Raw genomic sequence first — 21,758 nt, 5'->3', positions numbered from 1 at the left:
GCTGTATCGCCAGTCCGAAATGCCCAAGCCGAGACAAGTGCCCAAATGCTGCTGCTGATCGACAACTACGACTCGTTTACCTACAACCTGGTACATTATTTAGGCGAACTTGGCGCCGAAATGGTCATTCGGCGGAATGACGCCTTGGATGTGCAAGAAGCCATGGCGATGAACCCGGCGGGGATCCTTCTCAGCCCCGGTCCATGTGACCCGGATCAGGCAGGGATTTGCCTGGCGTTGACTGAAGCGGCAGCTGAAACAAAGACGCCGCTGTTGGGCGTCTGTCTTGGCCATCAGACGATTGGACAGGTGTTTGGCGGCAACGTTGTCCGCTGCCACGAAATCGTTCATGGCAAGATGGGAATGATGCATCACACTGGGAAAGGTGTTTTCGCGGGCCTGCCCACCCCGTTTGAGGCGACCCGTTATCACTCGCTGATTGTGAATCGTGACACCCTGCCCGACACGCTTGAGATCACAGCAGAACTGGAAGACGGCACCATCATGGGCCTGCAACACAAAGAATTGCCCATTCACGGCGTCCAGTTCCACCCGGAATCAATCGCCTCCGAGCATGGCCACGCTCTGCTCAAGAATTTCCTGTCCGAGATGAAAGTTCCTGCATGAGCGACGCTCTGAAACCACTGATCGGAGCCGCAGCCGATCGGCCCCTGACGCGTGCCGAGGCTGAACAGGCCTTTGGTATTCTGTTTGACGGCGAAGCCACGCCCAGCCAGATTGGCGGCCTGCTGATGGCGATGCGCACACGTGGTGAAACGGTAGACGAATATGCAGCCGCTGCCGCCGTGATGCGCGCGAAATGCAATGCGGTCAAGGCCCCGGCGGGCGCGATGGATATCGTCGGCACCGGTGGCGACGGCAAAGGCACACTGAACATTTCGACCGCCACGGCGTTTGTCGTTGCCGGCGCGGGCGTAACTGTCGCCAAACACGGCAACCGAAACCTGAGCTCCAAATCAGGCGCTGCAGATGCGCTGGGACAATTGGGAATCAACGTTATGGTTGGCCCGCAAACCGTTGAAAAGGCTCTGCAAGAAGTCGGCATTGGCTTTATGATGGCCCCCATGCACCATCCTGCGATTGCCCATGTCATGCCCAGCCGGCAAGAGCTTGGGACGCGTACGATTTTCAACATTCTTGGCCCGTTGACCAACCCCGCTGGTGTTCGGCGTCAACTGACCGGTGCGTTCAGTCGCGACTTGATCCGCCCAATGGCGGAAACGTTGGGACTGCTCGGCGCTGAACACGCCTGGTTGGTGCACGGATCGGATGGCACAGATGAGTTGACGATCACCGGTGTAAGCTGGGTCGCTGCGCTGGAAGACAGCGTTGTGAAAGAGGTTGAACTGCATCCCGAAGACGCAGGTCTGCCAGTTCATCCCTTCGAAGACATCATTGGCGGAACGCCCGAAGAAAACGCCGTGGCCTTCCGCGCCTTGCTGGACGGCGCGCCCTCGGCCTACCGGGACGCGGTGCTATTAAACTCTGCCGCAGCCCTTGTGGTTGCGGGCGCTGCCGATGACCTGAAAGACGGCGCCGCAAAGGCGCGGGAAAGCATCGACAGCGGAAAAGCCAAAGACAAAATCGCGGCGCTGGCCCGAATTACGCAGGAGGCCGCATGACCGAGACGGTTCTGGATAAGATCAAAGCCTATAAACTTGAGGAAATTGCGGCGGACAAAGCGCAGAAGTCGCTGGAAACGCTGGAAAACGAGGCCCGCAATGCGCCCGAGGTCCGCGGCTTTGCCGATGCGCTTCGAACAGCGGCGCGTCGGGGGTATGGCCTGATAGCCGAAGTCAAGAAAGCCAGCCCATCCAAAGGTTTGATCCGCCCGGATTTCGACCCGCCCGCGCTGGCCAAAGCCTACGAAGAAGGTGGAGCCGCATGTCTCTCGGTGCTGACAGACACACCCAGTTTTCAGGGGGCAAAGGAATACCTGACCGAAGCCCGGGCTGCCACGGAGCTTCCGGCGCTGCGCAAGGATTTCATGTACGACCCCTATCAAGTGGTCGAGGCGCGTGCTTTGGGTGCGGATTGCATCTTGATCATCATGGCATCGGTCGACGACGCGCAAGCCGCTGAACTGGAACAGACTGCATTCGACTGGGGTATGGATGTCCTAATCGAAGTTCACGACCAGAACGAGTTGGAACGTGCAGCCGAGCTGAAAAGCTCACTGATTGGGATAAACAATCGTAATCTCAAGACCTTCGAGACATCTCTTGATACCACACGGCATCTGTCCAAGCTTGTGCCAGCGGGCCGGACGATCGTCTGCGAAAGCGGTCTGAGCACGCCTGAAGATTTGGCCGACATCGCACGTTACGGCGCGCGCAGCTTCCTGATCGGTGAAAGCCTGATGCGTCAGGACGACGTGGCAGCAGCCACCCGCCACCTTCTCGCAAGCCCTCTGATCCCCGGAGTCATGTGATGCCCTTGACCCATTTTGATGCTCAGGGACAGGCCCATATGGTCGATGTCTCGGACAAGGAAGTCACCGACCGCGTCGCCGTGGCGGCTGGTCACATCAAAATGGCGCAGGACACCTTTGATCTGATTTCCGAAGGCCGCGCCAAGAAAGGTGATGTTCTGGGCGTGGCACGTCTTGCGGGCATCATGGGCGCAAAGAAAACGCCTGATCTGATCCCTTTGTGTCACCCGCTGCCAGTCACCAAGGTCGCTGTCGAGCTGACGCTGGATCCGGACTTGCCCGGTGTGCAGGTCCAGGCCACAGTCAAAACCTCCGGCCAGACTGGGGTCGAGATGGAGGCGCTGACCGCCGTTTCTACCGCTGCCTTGACGGTCTATGACATGACCAAGGCCGTGGATAAGGCGATGGAAATTGGCGGTATCCGCGTATTGCTAAAAGATGGCGGTAAGTCAGGACGTTACGAAGCAAAATGATCACCGTCGAAGAGGCCCGCGCGCTGTTGTTTGAACTGGTCTCGCCCCTTCCAGCCGAGACCGTTGCTTTGTCCGACGCCGCAGGTCGTGTTCTGGCTCAGGATATCGAGGCCACCCGCGACCAGCCGCCATTTGAAGCGTCCTCGATGGACGGCTACGCGCTGAAATCGACCGAGGTCGAGTTGCACGCCATGTTCAAGGTCATCGGCGAGTCGGCAGCTGGCAACCGCTACACCGGTCGCGTCGGGCCCGGACAGGCGGTGCGCATATTCACTGGTGCCCCGGTTCCCGAAGGTGCTGATTTCGTTGTCATACAAGAAGATACCGAACGTCGCGGCGACCTGATCACAATCTCGGACCTGCCCGGCCCAAAATCGAATATCAGACCTGCAGGCGTCGATTTCAAAGCAGGCACAAAGATCTCGGCCCCACGTCAGTTGCGCGCCGAGGACATCGCGCTGATGGCGGCGATGAATATTGCGACCGTACCAGTGACTCGAAAGCCTGTTATTGCGCTGATCTCCACCGGTGATGAATTGGTGATGCCGGGCGAAACCCCGGGCCCCGATCAGATCATCGCATCCAATACGTTTGGCTTGAAAGCACTGCTGGAGGGCGCTGGCGCGCACGTCCGCATCCTTCCGGTCGCGCGCGATACGGTGTCATCGCTTGAGACTGCCTTCGGACTGGCCGAAGGAGCGGATCTGGTTGTGACCATCGGCGGCGCATCGGTTGGAGACTACGATCTGGTGTCAGATGTCTCAACCGGACTGGGAATGGAGCAATCTTTCTACAAGATCCGAATGCGCCCCGGCAAACCTCTGATGGCGGGTCGATTGGGACAAACGGCAATGGTCGGTTTGCCCGGAAATCCTGTCAGTGCAATGGTTTGCGGTTATCTCTTCCTGTTGCCGATGGTATGCCGGATGTTGGGTGTCGAACAGGTTCTGCCCCCATTGCGAACCGCAAGGCTTGCTGAACCATTGGGCGAAAACGGTCCGCGTGAACACTATATGCGGGCTATGCTGGACGAAACCGGTATTCGCGCGTGTTCCGATCAGGACAGTTCGCTGCTCAGCGTTTTGGCGCAGGCAAACGCTCTGTTGGTGAGGATTCCGCATGACCCCGCCCGACCTGCCGGGGATGAGGTTCAATACCTGCCGATCTAAATCCCGCTCAAATCCGTTGACACAAAACGTGAACATGCGTAGAACAAAAGAAAACGCATGACCGATGAGGTGTGAGCAATGTTGACCAAGAAGCAGTTGGATTTGTTGGAATTCATTCACAAACGCGTTCAAGCGGACGGTGTTCCGCCCAGTTTCGATGAAATGAAGGCCGCGCTGGACCTCAGGTCCAAATCCGGCATCCACAGATTGATTACGGCGTTAGAAGAACGTGGGTTCATACGGCGTCTGGCGCACCGCGCGCGGGCTATCGAAATCGTCAAACTGCCGGAAAGCTTGGGTGGAGAACCCACAGTGGCCTTCAAGCCGCGTGTGATCGAAGGCGACAAGCCGTCCGGCCCCCGCCCCGCGAATTTTGAGCCGGTGACCGTGGATGCGATGGAATTGCCAGTGATGGGCCGCATCGCTGCCGGCGTCCCGATTGAGGCGATCAGCCACGTCTCGCACCGCGTCGCGGTACCCGGAACAATGGTTTCCGGAAAAGGAGAGCACTACGCGCTGGAAGTGCGTGGCGACTCGATGATCGACGCCGGAATCAACGATGGTGACGTTGTAGTGATCCGGGAAACCTCGGTTGCCGACAACGGCGATATCGTTGTTGCCCTTGTCGAAGATCAGGAAGCCACCTTGAAGCGGTTCTTCCGCCGGGGTCAGGCGATTGCGCTTGAGGCCGCGAACCCCGCCTATGAAACCCGCGTTCTGCCGGAAGATAAGGTCAAGGTGCAGGGTCGTCTGGTTGGGCTGATCCGCAGCTACTAAAACTGCTTGGTATCCCGGTTCCCGGATGTGTTCGGGGACCAGAGCCTGTAGCCCATCGCCTCTTTAGACGTTGTGATCTTGCCGCCCGACAGGGACAGGCTTCCCGTTGCCAGCAGCCGTTTCGGATCGAAGACTTCACAGCCGCCGGACAGTTGCAGCGCCACGGCAGAAATCACGATCTGATCGGTATTGCAGGCACTGAACCCGCGCGCCGCGCGTTTGCCTGTAACGTGCAACACCTCTTTGCCCTGCCAGTCATACCGTTGAATGGTGCCGGAATCATGCGGCCAACGGCTGGCCGCCTGCAACTGATCTGCCCCGTCCCCATCATTTTCCAGCCAGACGGTTGCGACAAACCCGCTTCCCTTTTTCTTACTCAAGGCGCGTCCTTGTTCAGTCATTACGCCAACAAGACCGCCACTATCCGCAACCAGTATTTCAGGGCGATTTCCCTGCCCCCATAACATCAACGCCACGGCCATTGGTGCCACCCCAACCCATCGGGCCCGTCCTTGCCACAGCGCAAGCCACAGGCCGCCAAGCGCAATTAGCGGCAGGACAGGGGTCGGCGGGCTGACAACATATCCTTGCGCGCCGTCAAATCCCGATACCCATTGCGAAACCGCAAGAATCCACTCTAAACCCAGCCCCATCAGTGCCAGCGGCACTATCTCAAAGCCGAATGGCGACAGCAGTGCTGCCACCACGGCCGAAGGGACGACAACCATGCCCATGACCGGCACCGACAGCATGTTGGCCAGAAGACCATAGTGAGACAATGTGTTGAAATGCGCCGCACCAATTGGCGCGGTTGCAAATCCCGCGATAGCTGAGGACATCAGTAGGCCCGCAACAGGTTTCAGCCACTTTGGCCCCGGCATCGGTCCAATGTCACGCAACGCTCCGAACACCGCCACAAGCGCTGTCGTTGCGGCAAAAGACATTTGAAACCCCGGGCTAAGTAAGGATTCGGGGCGCAGACTGAGTACAATAAGTGCGGCGACCGCAACGGCCCGTAGGGAAATCGCGCGTCTGTCGATCAGTATGGCCATCAACATGACACTCGCCATGACAAAGGCGCGTTCCGTGGCGACATTCCCCCCAGACAGTAACAAGTAGATCGTGGCCGCGACCATCGCACAGACAGCCGCCAGTTTGCGCACAGGCAATCTGAGAGCCAGCGCAGGAATGGTAGAAAACAAAAGCCTGCACATCAAGTAGACGAACCCGGTCAGCAGGCCCATGTGGAGGCCCGAAATCGCCAACAGATGCGCCAGGTTGGATGCGCGCAGTGACTTTAGCGTTTCTTGCCCCATACCGCTGCGATCACCCGTTGTGACGGCGGCCGCAAACCCGCCAATCTCACCCGGCAGGATCGTGCGGACATGGTGGGAAATCACCATTCGCCATGCCGTAATGCGGATGCCTTCGGGCTGCGGGGGCGCAGCGATCAGCACCGGAACTCGGGTGTATCCCACGGCCCCCAGCCGTTGAAACCACGCGTGTCGCCGAAAGTCGAATCCTCCCGGTTCCACCGGACCTTGAGGGGGCGACAAATGGGCAGTGGTCATGATCCTTTGGCCGGGCACTAGTGAGCGTGCGTCGCCGTGCAAGGAAAGCCGAACGCGCTGCGGCCGCCGGTCACCGGGCACATCCCCTATACGCACCCGATCCAGCGTAATCCGCAGCGCATCCGACGCAGAGCGATCCATGGCAACGACCCGCCCCTCGACCGGGCCATAGTAACGCCATGACAGGACCGGCTCTGCCACCGTATGGGCGCGCACGCCCGCCAGGATGAACCCGGCAGCGATTAGCGCCCCCCCTGTTGTCAACGCCGCCCAGCCAGACGGCAGCCTGCGCGCCATCCCCAGGCAAATGGCAATCGCGGCAACAAGGCCAACATAAGCCTTCCAGTCCGGTTCGAACCGAAGACTGAAATACAGACCTATACCGACTGCCACACACACCGGAGACCACTGAAACAAATACCCTGTCTGGTTCAGCAATGCGGCCTCGACCCGTGCCAGAACACGCATGGTTGCCCCCGTCCTTCCGGCTCGTTAGACAGGCGCCAATCTATGCCCGACACGGTTACCAAAAGGTTAATCCACACAATGTCCGATCAGGTCGTCACTCGTTTCGCTCCGTCCCCAACCGGCTTTTTGCATATCGGCGGGGCACGCACCGCACTGTTCAATTGGCTCTATGCCCGCGGCCGTGGCGGCAAGTTCCTGTTGCGGATCGAAGACACCGACCGCGAGCGTTCTACCCCAGAAGCAACGGCTGCGATCCTGCAAGGCATGGAATGGCTGGGGCTGGATCACGACGGCGATGTGATCAGCCAGTTCGACGGTGCCGCACGTCACGCCGAGGTAGCACATCAGTTGCTGGCTGAGGGCAAGGCGTACAAGTGCTTTTCAACTCAGGACGAGATAACGGCCTTCCGCGAACAAGCCCGGGCCGAAGGGAAGTCGACTCTGTTCCGAAGCCCTTGGCGGGATGCTGACGAGTCCTCTCATCCAGACGCCCCATTCGCGATCCGCATCAAAGCGCCTCAGGATGGTACAACCGTGATCCGCGATCAGGTTCAGGGCGACGTCACCATTCGCAATGATCAACTGGATGACATGATCCTGCTGCGTTCCGACGGAACTCCGGTCTATATGCTGGCGGTCGTGGTCGACGATCACGACATGGGCGTGACCCATGTGATCCGAGGCGACGACCACCTGAACAACGCTGCACGACAGATGATGATCTACGAGGCGATGGGTTGGAACGTCCCGGTCTGGGCACATATCCCTCTGATCCACGGGCCGGATGGTAAAAAGCTGTCCAAACGCCATGGCGCTTTGGGTGCGCAGGAATATCAGGCCATGGGTTACCCCGCGGCTGGAATGCGCAATTATTTGGCGCGTTTGGGCTGGAGCCATGGCGATGATGAATTCTTTACTGACGAACAGGCAAAGGAGTGGTTCGATCTGGATGGAATCGGCAAAAGCCCTGCCCGTTTCGACCTGAAAAAGCTGGAAAATCTGTGTGGACAGCATATCGCCATCGCGGCTGATGCTGCATTGCGGCAAGAGATCGAAGCCTATTTAGCGGCGGCGAAATTGCCTGACCTCACGGAAACACAATCCGGTGATCTGGAACGTGCGATGTATTGCCTCAAGGATCGTGCGCGCATTTTCCCGGAACTTCTTGAAAAAGCTCACTTTGTCTTGACATCTCGCCCAATTGAGCCGGATGAAAAGGCCGCAAAAGCACTGGCCTCAGTATCCGATGGTATACTGAACGAATTGACGCCGCACGTGCAAAATGCTAGCTGGACGCGAAACGAACTGGAGCAAACCCTAAATTCGTTTGCAGAAGCGAAAGAGGTTAAGTTCGGCAAACTGGCGGGCCCGTTGCGGGCCGTGTTGGCAGGTCGGGCAGTGACACCTTCAGTTTTTGACATGATGCTTGTGCTGGGGAAGGAAGAAACCCTGGCCCGGCTTTCTGACGCAGCGACGTAAACCCAATCTTCATATTTGGGTAACGCTGCTCCGCTAACACCCGGACTGCGCGCCCGCGCGCAGCCGTTGCCCGCAAGGTCGGACAGCGATTCGACATGCGTAAGAATGAGGAAGGGACACTATGACCGACAGCAATAAAACAGCCACTCTGACAGTCCATGGTGAAACGTACGAGTTGCCGGTTCATTCTCCGACCGCTGGACCTGACGTCATCGACATCCGTAAGCTGTACAGCGATGCCGGAGTGTTCACCTACGACCCCGGTTTTACGTCGACCGCAAGCTGTGACAGCACCATTACTTATATCGACGGCGAAAAAGGTGAGCTGCTGCACCGTGGTTACCCAATCGATCAACTGGCCGGCAAATCGCATTTCCTAGAAGTGTGCTACCTGCTGCTGTACGGAGAACTGCCGGTCGCCAAGGATCTTGAGAAGTTCGAAACCACCATCACGCGCCACACCATGCTGCACGAGCAGATGCAGTATTTCTATCGCGGCTTCCGTCGGGATGCGCATCCGATGGCGATCATGGTGGGTGTCGTTGGCGCAATGTCGGCGTTCTATCACGACTCAACCGACGTATCTGATCCGCATCAGCGCGAGGTCGCTTCGCACCGTCTGATCGCCAAGATGCCGACGATCGCCGCATGGGCCTATAAGTATCACATCGGCCAGCCCTTCGTTTATCCGCGCAACGATCTGGACTACGCGTCCAACTTCCTACGCATGTGCTTTGCCGTTCCCGCCGAAGAATATGAGGTGAACCCGATCCTCAGCCGTGCGATGGACCGGATCCTGACTTTGCACGCGGATCACGAACAAAACGCGTCAACCTCGACCGTGCGTCTGGCGTCTTCGTCAGGCGCCAACCCGTTTGCGTGTATCGCGGCGGGTGTGGCTTGCCTTTGGGGTCCTGCCCATGGTGGCGCAAACCAGGCCTGTTTGGAGATGTTGGAAGAGATCGGTTCCGTCGATCGTATTCCGGAATACATCGACCGTGCCAAGGACAAGAACGACCCGTTCCGCCTGATGGGCTTTGGCCACCGCGTCTACAAGAACTTCGACCCGCGCGCGACTGTAATGAAGCAATCAGCCGACGAAGTGCTGGAACTGCTTGGCGTCGAGAACAATCCGAAGCTGCAGGTTGCCAAAGCACTGGAAAAGCAGGCGCTGGAAGATCCGTATTTCGCCGAGAAAAAACTGTTCCCGAACGTGGACTTCTACTCGGGCATCATCCTCGAGGCGATGGGTTTCCCCACCTCAATGTTCACGCCGATCTTCGCGCTGTCGCGCACCGTTGGCTGGGTCAGCCAATGGAAAGAGATGATCGCAGATCCACAGAACAAAATCGGTCGTCCGCGTCAGCTATATCTGGGCGAAACGACCCGCGATTATGTGGACATCGAAAACCGCTGATTGCCGGTTACAATTTCGAAACGCCTCGGACCCGTGTCCGGGGCGTTTTTCGTTTTAGAAAAGGGTCAATTGGTCCCCTGCCTGCGCGGGCCTGGAAAACAGATCGCATCGGAGCGGCGGCGTTCTTGTGGCCAACCCCAAACGTTTGACCGCGAGGTTGAAGCGCTTGGCCACCAGCCCGGCATACTCACCTTCCCCCCGCATGCGGTGCCCCCAACGCGGGTCGTAGTCACGACCGCCGTGCATTTCGCGCAGTTTGGACATGACCTTTTCAGCTCGCGCCGGCTCATGCTGATGCAGCCAGGATTGCCACAGCTCAGAGACTTCGCGCGGAAGGCGCAGCATGATCCAGGTTGCGGAATCAGCGCCCGCGTCTCGCCCGGCTTCCAGCATGGATTCCAATTCGTGATCCGTCAGACCCGGTATCAAAGGCGATGTCATGACGCGCACCGGCACACCTGCATCGGTCAACCGTCGGATCGTCGCCAGCCGTCTTACAGGGGATGGCGCGCGTGGTTCCATACGTCGAGACAAGCCTGGGTCCAAAGTTGTCAACGAAATGCCGACCCGAACCAATCCAAGTTGCGCCATAGGGGTAAGGATATCCAAGTCCCGTTCGATCATCGCGCCTTTGGTCACGATCGCGACAGGATGCTGGAACTCTCGCAAGACCTGAAGGCAAGCCCGCGTTATCTTGTGCTGTTTCTCGATCGGTTGATACGGGTCGGTATTCGTTCCCATCGCAATGGTCGCTACTTTGTACCTGGCCGAGGACAGTTCTTTCCTCAGAACCTCGGCCGCGTTTGGCCGGGCGATCAACCGGGTTTCAAAATCCAATCCCGGCGACAACCCTAGATAGGCATGGGTCGGACGGGCAAAACAGTACACGCACCCATGCTCGCACCCGCGATACGGGTTAATCGAGCGGTCGAACGGCAGATCGGGCGATCGGTTGTAGGTGACCACACTGCGCGCCACCTCTTCTCGGACTTCAGTTCTGAGCGTCGGAAGCTCCTCTTCCATCTCCCAGCCGTCATCGCAGGCTTCGGTCGCAAAGCGTTCGAATCTGCCTGATTCATTGCTGGCCACGCCGCGGGCCTTTATGTTGAGTGCAGGCATATTTGTTCCTGTTATGTTCTCATTCAGGAATCAATAAACCCTGTATCGCCATGCGACAAGGAAAACTGCGCGAACCGCCCTTTTAGCCCCCCGATCTTGGGCGCCTGGTTTTTCCCCGTTTGTGAACAGAATGCAGGATGTTGTTGCAGATAATTCCATCGTGATCGCAAACAATTTGACGTATAGGTCGGTCCCGGAACCGCCAAGGTCGCAATCGTAACAGTCTAACTGCGACGAAATGGCCAAAACGGAAAAAATGCCACCACGGGCCGATGGCCCGCCCAGCACAGGGAAATGCCCCATGTCCGATGAAGAAGACATCGTCCTGTCCGAACTCAACGACGACGAACTTGTCGAACAGATGTTCGACGATCTTTATGACGGCCTGAAAGAAGAGATCGAAGAAGGTGTGAACATCCTGCTTGAACGCGGATGGACACCATATGACATCCTGACCAAAGCTCTGGTCGGTGGCATGACCATCGTGGGCCACGATTTCCGGGACGGCATCCTGTTCGTTCCCGAAGTTTTGCTGGCCGCTAACGCGATGAAAGGTGGCATGACGATCCTTAAACCACTGCTGGCCGAAACCGGCGCGCCGCGCGTTGGCAAGATGGTGATCGGGACCGTTAAAGGCGACATCCACGACATCGGCAAGAACCTGGTGTCGATGATGATGGAAGGCGCTGGTTTCGAAGTTGTCGATATCGGCATCAACAACCCGGTCGAAAACTACCTGGAAGCCCTGGATTCCGAACAGCCTGACATTCTGGGCATGTCTGCCTTGCTGACCACTACGATGCCCTACATGAAAGTGGTCATCGACACGCTGATCGAACAGGGACGGCGTGAAGATTACATCGTACTCGTTGGCGGCGCCCCTCTGAACGAGGAATTCGGCAAGGCCATCGGCGCAGACGCTTATTGCCGTGACGCGGCGGTTGCGGTGGAAACTGCCAAAGACTTTGTGTCCCGCAAGCATAACCAACTGGCCAGCTAATTCAGGTGACACGAAAATGATCAAGGCCGCCCTTTCCGGGGCGGCTTTTTTGTCTTCAACTGCTTGATAAGCAGTACAGGTTTTATTACCTGTCAATTGTGATAGTGCGAATCTGTTGTGACGCACGTGTTGTTAACGAGTACATATAGGGTGGGTTATGCCTACGACGTTTAATGCTATTTTTCTTGGTAATCTTGCAATCATCGACCCGACTGAGGGTAACAACACTGCTGAAAACGCGGGCGCTTTGGTTGGACAAACTTTTGGTGGTCCGGGTGATCCATTACTTGACGACGCTGTCGTTTGGACACCGGTAGGAAACCCTGGTGGAACCTACGAAAACAACGCCAACTCTGACGTGGATTTTTTTGCAATTGATGGCGCTGCGACCATTTTCGATGCAGCTGTCGCCTACAATGCGACAATTACGTATGTCGACGGCACAACGGCAGACATAACGGCAGTCATCGCGCAAGACACGCTCGGGAACACTTTTCTGGTTCCAGAATTCTCAGCCAACAGCGATCAGGCCGCATTGGAATTTGCGGGCATCAGGTCACTAACGCTCAACAGTATAAACACCGCCACAACTACGGGTTTGAACGCTGACCGTGAATCCTGGGACATCGCCAGATGTTTCGCAACCGGCACTCTGATCGAAACGGAACGTGGCCTGGTCGAGGTCGAGAATTTGCGCGTGGGTGACAAAATTACGACGCTGGATCATGGGTTGCAAACGCTGCGTTGGATTGGCTCTCAGACCGCGCGTGCCGCAGGCGTGTTCACGCCTGTGCTGATCAAGGCGGGTGCGCTTGGCAATGATCGCGATCTCTTGCTCTCGCAGCAGCACAGGATGCTGATCAGCGACTGGCGTGTTGAACTGCATACGGGCCACGCTGAGGCGCTGGCGCCTGCCAAGCATTTGGTGAATGGCCGCGATATCGTGATGAAGCCCGGCGGTCTTGTGACCTATTATCACCTGATGTTCGATCAGCACGAACTGATCTGGGCCGAAGGGTGCCTAAGCGAGAGCTTTCACCCTGGAATCCAGGCGTGGAACAGTTTTGAGGATGACACACAGCAAGAGATCCTGTCGCTGTTTCCGGAACTGGCCAGCCACGGGATCACCGCCTATGGTCCCCCTGCCCGCCCATCGCTTCAATCTTTTGAAACGCGTGCGTCGGTGGCCTGACACGGGATGTCGGAAGTGGACTTGCCTTGATCCGGCATTCATTCTTTGATGCTGCAATCCTTCAGGGAATTGACGATGCAGCAGAACACCACACCGGATGACGCAAGCCTGACGACAAAAGGCTATACCGAAGACACTCGGCAAGGCGGCATACTGCTATTGGCATGCGGTGCGCTGGCGCGCGAAATCCTGCATCTGAAAAAGCGCAACGGCTGGGATCATATGACCCTGACCTGCCTGCCCGCCATACTGCACGTTCACCCCGAACGGATTACACAGGCTGTCGAAGAAGCTGTTGCCAAGCACCGCGGTAACTTTGACCAGATCTTCGTCGTCTATGCCGACTGTGGCACCGGCGGCCTATTGCAGAAAGCCTGCAAGGAGATGGGCATTGAGATGATCAAAGGCCCGCACTGCTATTCCTTTTTCGAAGGAAATCAAGCCTTTGAAGACCATGGCGATGATGAAACAACAGCCTTCTACCTGACGGATTTTCTGGCCCGCCAGTTCGATGCCTTTGTGTGGAAACCGCTTGGCCTGGACCGTCACCCCCAACTGCGGGACATGTATTTCGGGAACTATACCAAGCTTGTCTATCAAGCGCAGACAGACGATCCGGACCTCACGGCCCGCGCTCAGGAATGCGCCGAACGCATGGGTTTGACGTTTGAACGCCGGTTCACCGGCTATGGCGATCTGGAAACCACCCTGACCGAGTGGGCCGCCCGCAAGCCGACCGCCTGATCGTCAGGCGTTCTCGTGCGCGACTTCGCGGATACGCTCGATCATCGACCGCAAGCCATTTGACCGCTGTGCGGACAGATGATCATTCAACCCAAGGCGTGCCAACTCGCCGCCCGCGTCGACCTTTGGGACTTCGCCAACAGGCAAGCCATTATACAAAGACCGCAACACCGCGATCAGCCCGCGCACAATCAACGCGTCGCTATCGCCGTCGAACCGGAAAACGCCACCCTCGATCGTGGGCTGCAGCCACACCTGACTGGCACAACCGTGCACCTTTGTGGCGGGCACTTTGAACGCATCGTCCAGAGGCTCCATCGCTTTGCCCTGATCTATGACATGGCGATACCGGTCTTCCCAGTCATCCAGAAACTCAAAATCCTCGACGATTTCCTCAAAGGCGGGCGTTGCCATTTCGCAGCGGTCCTTTTTGTTGCGATCACATTTGTGACCTATGCCTCTGTTGGGCACCTGTCCAGCCCCGGTGTGGGTTTTCAATCTTTGGAATTTACGATAACCCATTGCTGAAAATACTTCTCTGGGCTTTGGGACCATGAAAAAATCAACACCTCTTTTATTGGTCGGCACGCTTACACTGGCCGCCTGCAGCGGCTGGAGCGAGTCGCGCGTGAACCCGACCAATTGGTTCGGGTCCAGTACACCCGCCCCTACTGAAGTATCCGTAAACGAAGCTGATGCTCTGGTGCCCGAAGGGCGCGACGGCCCGGGCCTGTTTTCGCGACCCGAAAAGGAAGTGATCGGCTTTGCCATAACCAAGGTAGATGAGCTGCGCATCGATCCCACGTCTACCGGGGCAATCGTCTATGTCAAAGGTACGGCCGCAAGACAGGGCGCCTATAATGCGCGCCTTGTCCCCGTGGAAAGCGAAGAAAACGAAAAGAACGGCATTCTGGAATACACGTTCGAAGTCAGCTACCCAAGCTACGCGACCAATCAAGGCTCTGAAAAATCGCGTGAGGTCAATGGTGCTACGACGCTAGGCCGGGCCGAGCTGCGAAACACCCGTCTGGTTCGCGTTCGTGGCGAACAGAATGCACTAGAGTCCCGGCGGCGTTAACCGCCGCTAAAGCGACACGACTTGTACGGATTGCCCCTTGGCGGCCAGAGCGATCTTGCCGTCACACAGTTTCAGGGCATCCTCGCCAAACACCTCAAATCGCCAGCCTGACATCGAAGGCAGCTTACGCTCGCCCGCAGCCAACTGGTCCAGTTCGGAACTGGTGGCGATCAGCTTGGCCGCCACGCCCGAGCTTTCGGTTTTGGATTTGAGCAAAACGCGCAGCAAATCGGCGAGCGCCGGGTTGATCTTTAGCTTATCACGGCTGTTATCAACGCGCGGCATTTGATCGGCAGGGCAATTCACCCCCTGTTTCACCGCCGCCAGAATACCATCGGCAATCACGCCTTTGCGCGCCTCGCGCAGCAGCAGGCGAGAACCACCAAGGTCCGACGGAGATTTGGGCTTGGTCGAGGCAAGCTCGATCAGGGCGTCATCCTTGAACACCCGGCTGCGCGGAACGTTGTTCTCTTGCGCATAAGCTTCGCGAAACTGCGCCAACTCGCGCACGACAGCCAGGAACTTGGCCGAATTTGTGCGGGTCTTCACCCGCTTCCATGCATCTTCCGGACGGATATCGTAGGTTCCGGGCTGGGTCAGGGTGCGCAACTCTTCGGACACCCAATGGCTGCGCTGCGACTTGTTCAACTGGGCCGCCAGATATTCGTAGATCTGCCGCAAATGCGTGACATCCGCCAAGGCATAGGTCTTTTGCGAATCTGTCAGTGGCCGACGTGACCAATCGGTAAAACGCGAGGTTTTGTCGACCCCTTCCTTGCAGATTTTGCGCACCAAAGTCTCGTATCCCACCTGCTCTCCAAAGCCACAGACCATCGCGGCGACCTGAGTGTCGAACAGAGGTTGCGGGAATACGGACGCCTCGACCCAGAAAATCTCAAGATCCTGTCGCGCGGCGTGAAACACTTTGACCACGCTTTCGTCGCGAAACAGGTCGTAAAGCGGGTCCAGCGACAAGCCGTCGGCTAATGGGTCGACGAGAACGGCGCTGTCCTCATTGTCGGATGGAACTGCAAGCTGCACCAAACAGAGTTTCGAATAGTAAGTCCGTTCGCGCAGAAACTCGGTATCTACGGTGACATAGTCATATTCCGCCGCGGCCTTGCAGAATTCGGCCAGCTCTTGCGTCGTCGTCAGGGTTTTCATGCGCGGTGCTGTTCTTGCTCTTGTTCTGTGCGGCTGATTGTCTGTTTCATTCCGTACCCAGCCGTATTGCGGACCATAGGATGAATTTGACGCGCGTGTAAATCATCCCGAGACGTTCAGGGCAGCAACACCGGAGTCCGATCCCCACTGGCGTAACGGCGCAACACTGCGGGGTAGAGTTTGTGTTCCCACACCAGCACCCGGGCGGCCAATGCCTCGGACGTATCACCCGGTTCAATATCTACTCGCGCTTGCCCAAGGATCGGACCGTCATCCAAGGCTGCGGTGACTTCGTGAACCGAACATCCATGTTCAGCATCCCCGGCTTCAATAGCGCGCGCATGGGTGTTGAGACCCTTGTATTTCGGCAGAAGCGAAGGGTGGATATTCAGCATCCGTCCCTGAAAGCGTGACACGAAATCGCCTGTCAGAACACGCATGAAGCCAGCCAGACAAACGATATCGGGTTGCGCTTCTTCCAGCGGTTTCAGCAACTCGGCCTCAAACGCGGCACGGTCGCCCTTGAACGGGCGGTGATCCACCGAAGCCGTCGGAATGCTCCGCTCTGCCGCCTTTGTCAGGCCACCCGCATTCGCATCATTGGACAGAACCAGACAAGGCCGCGCAGGGTGATCGTCGGTCATGCTGTCGACCAGCGACACCATGTTCGAGCCACCCCCCGAGATCAGAATTGCGACGCGCTTATGGCTCACAACAGGGTGCCCGAATAGGCCATGCCCGCTGTCCCGGTCACAGTGCCAATCCGCGCAACCGTTTCGCCCGCATCGGCCAGCAACGCCGCCAAATCATCCGCGCGATCCGCTTCACACGCGACGATCATGCCAATGCCGCAGTTGAAGGTCTTCAACATCTCAGCCTCAACAATCCCACCGGTTTCCGCCATCCAGCGGAATACAGGCGGCAAATCCCATGCATTCAGGTCAATCTCGGCACCCAACCCCTCGGGCAGCACACGGGGCAGGTTTTCTGTAAGGCCGCCGCCGGTGATATGGGCCAGCGCATGCACGCCCCCTGCTCGGATCGCCTGCAGAGCTGGCTTCACATACAGACGTGTGGGTGTCAGCAGAGCTTCGCCCAGCGATCCTTCACTGAACGGTGAGGCGGCATCCCAGCCCAGACCCGAAATCTCTACCAGTTTGCGCACAAGGGAGTACCCGTTGGAATGCACACCGTTCGAGGCCAACCCCAACAGCACGTCGCCCGCCTGAACGCCGGCCGGCAGATGAGCCCCACGTTCCATCGCGCCAACCGAGAACCCGGCCAGATCGAAATCGCCATCCGGGTACATGCCGGGCATTTCCGCGGTTTCACCGCCGATCAAGGCGCATCCGGATTGGACACAGCCTTCGGCAATGCCTTCGATGATCCGCGCCGCCGTATCCGTATCCAGCTTGCCGGTCGCAAAATAATCCAGGAAAAACAGCGGCTCAGCGCCCTGGCAGATCAGGTCATTGACGCACATGGCCACAAGATCGATGCCCACGCCGTCGACAACGCCGGTATCAATGGCGATGCGCAGCTTGGTGCCCACCCCATCGGTGGCCCCAACCAGAATCGGGTCCTGATATCCGGCATCCTTTAGATCGAACAGAGCGCCAAATCCGCCCAGCCCGCTCATCACACCAGAGCGGTTGGTGCGTTTTGCGGCCGGCTTGATCCGGTCGACTAGGGCATTCCCCGCATCAATATCAACGCCTGCATCGGCATAGGTGATTCCGTTCTTGCCCGTGGTCATGGCCAGCCCCTTATGAATGGTTCCCGCGCGGGTTATTCGATTGTGCGACTTGTTGCAACGGTCAGGCTTGACGCGGCTGTTCACCGTGGTACTCAAAGCGCTCAGGCGGGCCTGTAGCTCAATTGGTTAGAGCAGAGCGCTCATAACGCTTTGGTTGCGGGTTCAAGTCCTGCCGGGCCTACCACCGTCTACTTGTTCATTGTTATCAGTTACAGATGCTTGCCAGACCAGCAATGCACGGTGTTTCTGCTGTCCAGTTCAAACATAAGATTCATTCTTCTAAATCTGCAGGGTTGCCCAGTAACTCTGAGCCTTATTCAAGCCCCTAGAGTTCGGAGTCCCGCTCAAGCGGAAGTGCCATTTGGTACATTCAAGACAATATGACACATACGCATACTATACTTTTGGATACATCACCTATTCGAATGGGTTTTTGGCTATCCCATTTCCATTTAGCGAAACTTGTAAATTCATGTTTTCATGATCTTGCACGTCCCATACATGTGCATCCCAGCCTCCGACTAGCACCCAGTAGGAGGAAATTGACCGGCTTCGCGACCCCTCCGCTCACTCGGACCGCGAAGCTGGTTTTTTTTGTGCCCTTTTTAGTTTGAAAAAAAGCTTCCAAATACAAAGCGCACCGGCAAACCTCCAATTGAAGTTCAGGCCTACCTTGGAGGTTCACCGAAGTATCCACCAAAGTATCCAACCATCGCACCCAATACGCCAACTACGATGACAATCGAGATTAATGCACCACTGCTTTTTGAGTAATATCCAAGCGTCAAAAGCCCGACGACAAATATACCAACCAAGAAATACAATACAGTGTTGTCCATACCTAAACCTATGCCGCAAAAGACGTTCTGCAACGTTACGATAGAAATGCGCCTCAAGTCTAATGGGGGAGATACACCCCGTTAAACACCAGGGTAGCCACTCGTTCCCGCTCCAAAAAAACCCGCGTTGTTCGGAGGGAAACCGTTACAAACAACGCGGGAGGCAGTTGGGGTAGTGAAGGCGATACGGAGCGGGTCAAGAATTGGACCAAAAAACCCCGGGTAAAGCCGTTCGGTCTAATACGAGGCAGCAACTTTACGCTTCAGGATCTGTCGCTTCAGCCTTTTGGAAAACTGCCAAGGTGACAAACAACCCGCCGATCAGCAGCAAATGGCCCAATGCGGTTACACCGAAAACAAAATAGCTGCCAACCATCAGCGAGAAGATTGCGCTCCACATCCATGCCAACATCTGCATCAGCATGTGTGCTGTGGATAGAGAGTATTTTTTTAGTGGGTTTTTTGTTTCATCCATTACCGATACCCACGATGATTTCACGTCGAAACTATTGGTCATGACTTCCTCCCATTCTAAAGGTTGTACGGGGTGATCGGTGCTTTAGACCAAAGAAAAATTTTGCGCGCCGCTTATGGCAGCGACACAAAACGTAAATTCCGATCCCACCAAAATCACCTCCCAACAATGATATCTGCGCAAAGGCCACCCAGCCTTTCACTTTTGCCAAGCCGCAGGACACCGCCATGTGCGCGGGCAATATCCGCAACAATCGCCAACCCAAGACCAACGCCACTACCCTGATTCTGGTTGCGTGCGGGATCAAGACGCGAGAACGGTTTTACAGCCTCAGTGCGCTGCTCTACCGGAATGCCCGGTCCGTCATCTTCGACCCGGATGCGCGTGGTTTTGGGCGTCAGGGACAGGCTGACTTCGGCCCGGTTGCCATATCGCACCGCATTGCCAATCAGGTTCTCGACCGCGCGGCGCATGGCCATCGGGCGCAGCATCGCCGTGCCGTCACCTTCGACTGAGACCAATTCGGCCTGATGACCTGCCCGTCGCGCGTCTTCGACAATCTGGCGCAACAACGCCGCGGGCTCGATTGCCTCGGCAGGGCCCTCAGCGGCGCCGCGAGAGAAATCGAGGAACGCATCCAACAGCAATTGCATCTCGTCTACGTCCTGCTGCATCGGTGCTGCCTCATCCTCAGGCAACATGGACAGGCCCAGTTTCAGGCGCGTCAGCGGTGTTCTCAGGTCGTGACTGACCCCCGACAGCATCATCGTGCGCTGTTCCATCTGGCGCTCGATTCTTGCCCGCATTTCCAGAAACGCACTACCGGCTGCACGCACTTCTATTGCACCGCCCGGCGAATAGGGTACCACCCTGCCCCGGCCAAAGGCCTGCGCGGCGTCAGCAAGCCGGGTGATGGGCCGCAGTTGATTGCGCATATAGAGGAATGAGATCGTGGTCATGACCACGGCAAAAAACACCATAGTCACAATCAACTGATGCGGCGCCGTGGGTGACAAGCGGCGGCGATCTATCGTCAACTGCAGAAGCCCCAGATCGGTTTCCAGATACAACCGTGCCTCGTCACCCGAAGGCAAGGCCACAGAAACCAGATCGGGCAGTCGCATCTGCAAATTTGCCTCGACCTGAGGTGCGATGAAGTCGTACCACCGCCGCTTGTCGGTCAAAGGATCCTGATCGGGGTCGACAAAGCGGGCCTTCATCTCAAGCGCAACCAAATCCGGGCGAATGGCTGCCAATGCCTGCTGCCGGGTCTCGGCCCCCTGCATTGTTTCAAGCACCAGAGTCACTTCGCGCGCCGCGGATCGAGTCATCTGTGCGGTGACGTCCTCAAGATGTTTTTGCAAAAAGGCAATCCCAACCACCAACAGCAGAACGATAACCGGAAGAACCAGAATCAGTGCTGCTCGGGCATAAAGGCTGCGCGGCATATAGTGTTTGAGCCATCGACTGGACATGCGCTAAACCTAACGGGCTGATCCTCCAAGAGAAAGAGCTCAGAATGCAGGTGCCCGACGATTTCAACCCGCCACCGGGTCAAGCAACCGAAATACAAACTGGCCTGCGGCGGATTCTGGCACCAAACCCGTCTCCGATGACTTATCGCGGTACGAATACGTATCTATTGGGAGAGCTCGATCTGGCGGTCATCGACCCCGGCCCCCTGAGCGACGCGCATCTTGAGGCGATTCTGAACGCCATGCAGCCGGGTCAACGGATAAGCCACATCATCGTCACCCACAGCCATCTCGACCACTCGCCGCTTGCGGCACCTTTGGCAGAACGGACCGGAGCGCCGATTTTGGCCTTTGGCGGGCCACAAGCCGGACGCAGCGCAGTCATGACCGAATTGGCGCAACAAGGTCTGGTCGGCGGCGGTGAAGGGATAGATACCGCGTTCCGGCCGGACATCGAAGTGGCGGATGGTGAGATGATCGAGGGTGAAGACTGGCAGCTTGAGATCATCCATACACCCGGTCATCTGGGAAACCATATCGCCCTGGGATGGGGCAATGTCTGCTTTACAGCCGATCACGTCATGGGCTGGGCAAGTTCGCTGGTCTCCCCTCCGGACGGGGATCTGACGGATTTCATGCAAGCCTGCCAAAGGTTGCGCGCCCGGGACTGGACCGTGTTTCACGCCGGCCATGGTGCACCGATCACCGATCCTGGCGAACGTTTGGACTGGCTGATCAAACACCGCCTCACGCGCGAAGCTCAGATACTGGCGGCGCTTGCGGATCAGCCCGGAACCGCCCGCCAACTTGCCGAGCGCATTTACACCGATACACCTATCGCGCTGCTGCCAGCCGCCGAGCGTAACGTGTTTGCGCATCTAATTGATCTATATGGCAAATCAAAAGTCTCCACACCTGATGCGCTATCGGGAAATGCCAATTATTTCAGAACCGCGTGACTTGTCCAAATTTTTTTCCGATTGATGCAGTTCTCCTCTGGACGGGCAAAAAACGGGTTGTTATACGCCCCTCAGTTCCGGCGTAGCTCAGCGGTAGAGCAGTTGACTGTTAATCAATTGGTCGTAGGTTCGATCCCTACCGCCGGAGCCA

Annotated in this window: 21 protein-coding genes and 2 tRNA genes; 15 read left to right on the top strand and 8 right to left on the bottom strand. The window is 57.2% G+C overall.

Annotation, left to right across the window (positions count from 1 at the left end; all coding sequences use genetic code 11):
• Positions 1 to 45: 45 nt before the first annotated feature.
• The 6 genes from AC2FFP_RS03790 to lexA all read left to right on the top strand — a co-directional run bounded on the left by AC2FFP_RS03790 (position 46) and on the right by lexA (position 4,871).
• A complete protein-coding gene (locus AC2FFP_RS03790; RefSeq protein WP_496764690.1) occupies positions 46 to 627 on the top strand; it encodes an anthranilate synthase component II in 582 nt (193 codons plus the stop codon).
• Positions 624 to 1,643 carry an anthranilate phosphoribosyltransferase gene (trpD, locus tag AC2FFP_RS03785; RefSeq protein WP_496764688.1) on the top strand — a complete coding sequence of 340 codons (1,020 nt, stop codon included), beginning with the start codon at positions 624 to 626 and terminating at the stop codon, positions 1,641 to 1,643. The genes AC2FFP_RS03790 and trpD overlap by 4 nt, the downstream gene beginning before the upstream one ends.
• Positions 1,640 to 2,452: an indole-3-glycerol phosphate synthase TrpC gene (gene trpC, locus AC2FFP_RS03780; RefSeq protein WP_496764686.1), complete on the top strand. Its 813-nt coding sequence runs from the start codon at positions 1,640 to 1,642 to the stop codon at positions 2,450 to 2,452. Before trpD ends, trpC begins: the two co-directional genes overlap by 4 nt.
• A complete protein-coding gene (moaC, locus tag AC2FFP_RS03775; protein ID WP_282151297.1) occupies positions 2,452 to 2,925 on the top strand; it encodes a cyclic pyranopterin monophosphate synthase MoaC in 474 nt (157 codons plus the stop codon). The genes trpC and moaC overlap by 1 nt, the downstream gene beginning before the upstream one ends.
• On the top strand, positions 2,922 to 4,094 hold the full coding sequence (locus tag AC2FFP_RS03770) for a molybdopterin molybdotransferase MoeA (RefSeq protein ID WP_496880735.1): 1,173 nt from the start codon (positions 2,922 to 2,924) through the stop codon (positions 4,092 to 4,094). The genes moaC and AC2FFP_RS03770 overlap by 4 nt, the downstream gene beginning before the upstream one ends.
• Positions 4,095 to 4,172: 78 nt before the next feature.
• Positions 4,173 to 4,871, top strand: coding sequence for a transcriptional repressor LexA (gene lexA, locus AC2FFP_RS03765; protein ID WP_058271750.1), 699 nt, complete (start codon positions 4,173 to 4,175; stop codon positions 4,869 to 4,871).
• On the opposite strand, the gene AC2FFP_RS03760 is transcribed toward lexA, so the two are convergent.
• Positions 4,868 to 6,910 (bottom strand): ComEC/Rec2 family competence protein, encoded by a 2,043-nt coding sequence (locus tag AC2FFP_RS03760; protein WP_496880734.1) that lies wholly within the window; start codon positions 6,908 to 6,910, stop codon positions 4,868 to 4,870. The two genes, lexA and AC2FFP_RS03760, sit on opposite strands and share 4 nt — an antisense overlap.
• A gap of 78 nt (positions 6,911 to 6,988) precedes the next feature.
• On the opposite strand from AC2FFP_RS03760, the gene gltX reads away from it, so the two are divergent.
• Both gltX and gltA read left to right on the top strand, forming a co-directional pair.
• The gene (gene gltX, locus AC2FFP_RS03755; protein ID WP_496765343.1) at positions 6,989 to 8,389 is read left to right on the top strand and encodes a glutamate--tRNA ligase; all 1,401 of its coding nucleotides are present in this window, start codon (positions 6,989 to 6,991) and stop codon (positions 8,387 to 8,389) included.
• A gap of 121 nt (positions 8,390 to 8,510) precedes the next feature.
• Positions 8,511 to 9,806 (top strand): citrate synthase, encoded by a 1,296-nt coding sequence (gene gltA / locus AC2FFP_RS03750; RefSeq protein ID WP_282118350.1) that lies wholly within the window; start codon positions 8,511 to 8,513, stop codon positions 9,804 to 9,806.
• A 54-nt stretch (positions 9,807 to 9,860) separates the two neighbouring features.
• Here the strand turns inward: gltA and AC2FFP_RS03745 are convergent, their stop codons facing one another.
• A complete protein-coding gene (locus tag AC2FFP_RS03745) occupies positions 9,861 to 10,925 on the bottom strand; it encodes a PA0069 family radical SAM protein (protein ID WP_496764678.1) in 1,065 nt (354 codons plus the stop codon).
• Positions 10,926 to 11,226: 301 nt separating this feature from the next.
• On the opposite strand from AC2FFP_RS03745, the gene AC2FFP_RS03740 reads away from it, so the two are divergent.
• The 3 genes from AC2FFP_RS03740 (at position 11,227) to AC2FFP_RS03730 (ending at position 13,861) form a co-directional block, all read left to right on the top strand.
• Positions 11,227 to 11,925, top strand: a complete 699-nt coding sequence (locus AC2FFP_RS03740; protein ID WP_496738501.1) for a corrinoid protein — start codon at positions 11,227 to 11,229, stop codon at positions 11,923 to 11,925.
• Positions 11,926 to 12,082: 157 nt separating this feature from the next.
• A complete protein-coding gene (locus tag AC2FFP_RS03735) occupies positions 12,083 to 13,117 on the top strand; it encodes a Hint domain-containing protein (protein WP_496764676.1) in 1,035 nt (344 codons plus the stop codon).
• 75 nt (positions 13,118 to 13,192) lie between these two features.
• Entirely contained in the window at positions 13,193 to 13,861 is a 669-nt protein-coding gene (locus AC2FFP_RS03730; RefSeq protein WP_496764674.1) for a DUF1638 domain-containing protein, read from the top strand.
• A 3-nt stretch (positions 13,862 to 13,864) separates the two neighbouring features.
• On the opposite strand, the gene AC2FFP_RS03725 is transcribed toward AC2FFP_RS03730, so the two are convergent.
• Complete coding sequence (locus tag AC2FFP_RS03725) at positions 13,865 to 14,275, bottom strand: SufE family protein (RefSeq protein ID WP_496764672.1); 411 nt, start codon at positions 14,273 to 14,275, stop codon at positions 13,865 to 13,867.
• Positions 14,276 to 14,414: 139 nt separating this feature from the next.
• On the opposite strand from AC2FFP_RS03725, the gene AC2FFP_RS03720 reads away from it, so the two are divergent.
• Positions 14,415 to 14,939, top strand: coding sequence for a hypothetical protein (locus AC2FFP_RS03720; RefSeq protein ID WP_496738497.1), 525 nt, complete (start codon positions 14,415 to 14,417; stop codon positions 14,937 to 14,939).
• Positions 14,940 to 14,945: 6 nt separating this feature from the next.
• Here AC2FFP_RS03720 and rnd read toward each other — a convergent pair whose 3' ends face one another.
• The 3 genes from rnd to purM all read right to left on the bottom strand — a co-directional run bounded on the left by rnd (position 14,946) and on the right by purM (position 17,859).
• Positions 14,946 to 16,103, bottom strand: a complete 1,158-nt coding sequence (gene rnd, locus AC2FFP_RS03715) for a ribonuclease D (protein ID WP_496843783.1) — start codon at positions 16,101 to 16,103, stop codon at positions 14,946 to 14,948.
• A 116-nt stretch (positions 16,104 to 16,219) separates the two neighbouring features.
• On the bottom strand, positions 16,220 to 16,816 hold the full coding sequence (gene purN / locus AC2FFP_RS03710; RefSeq protein ID WP_496727177.1) for a phosphoribosylglycinamide formyltransferase: 597 nt from the start codon (positions 16,814 to 16,816) through the stop codon (positions 16,220 to 16,222).
• Positions 16,813 to 17,859, bottom strand: coding sequence for a phosphoribosylformylglycinamidine cyclo-ligase (gene purM, locus AC2FFP_RS03705; RefSeq protein WP_496764668.1), 1,047 nt, complete (start codon positions 17,857 to 17,859; stop codon positions 16,813 to 16,815). The genes purN and purM overlap by 4 nt, the downstream gene beginning before the upstream one ends.
• A 107-nt stretch (positions 17,860 to 17,966) precedes the next feature.
• Here purM and AC2FFP_RS03700 point away from each other — a divergent pair.
• Positions 17,967 to 18,043 (top strand) — tRNA-Ile (locus AC2FFP_RS03700).
• A 911-nt stretch (positions 18,044 to 18,954) separates the two neighbouring features.
• Here AC2FFP_RS03700 and AC2FFP_RS03695 read toward each other — a convergent pair.
• Both AC2FFP_RS03695 and AC2FFP_RS03690 read right to left on the bottom strand, forming a co-directional pair.
• Positions 18,955 to 19,215 (bottom strand): hypothetical protein, encoded by a 261-nt coding sequence (locus AC2FFP_RS03695; protein ID WP_058271760.1) that lies wholly within the window; start codon positions 19,213 to 19,215, stop codon positions 18,955 to 18,957.
• A 113-nt stretch (positions 19,216 to 19,328) separates the two neighbouring features.
• On the bottom strand, positions 19,329 to 20,648 hold the full coding sequence (locus tag AC2FFP_RS03690; RefSeq protein ID WP_496764666.1) for an ATP-binding protein: 1,320 nt from the start codon (positions 20,646 to 20,648) through the stop codon (positions 19,329 to 19,331).
• 44 nt (positions 20,649 to 20,692) lie between these two features.
• Here AC2FFP_RS03690 and AC2FFP_RS03685 point away from each other — a divergent pair, with 44 nt between their 5' ends.
• Positions 20,693 to 21,607, top strand: coding sequence for an MBL fold metallo-hydrolase (locus AC2FFP_RS03685; RefSeq protein WP_496780097.1), 915 nt, complete (start codon positions 20,693 to 20,695; stop codon positions 21,605 to 21,607).
• Between the two features lie 76 nt (positions 21,608 to 21,683).
• A tRNA-Asn gene (locus AC2FFP_RS03680) sits at positions 21,684 to 21,758 on the top strand.

Source organism: Ruegeria sp. YTSC004, assembly GCF_059609805.1.
The sequence above is the reverse complement of the archived record's forward strand: the minus strand, read 5'-3'. Positions and strand labels throughout refer to the sequence as shown.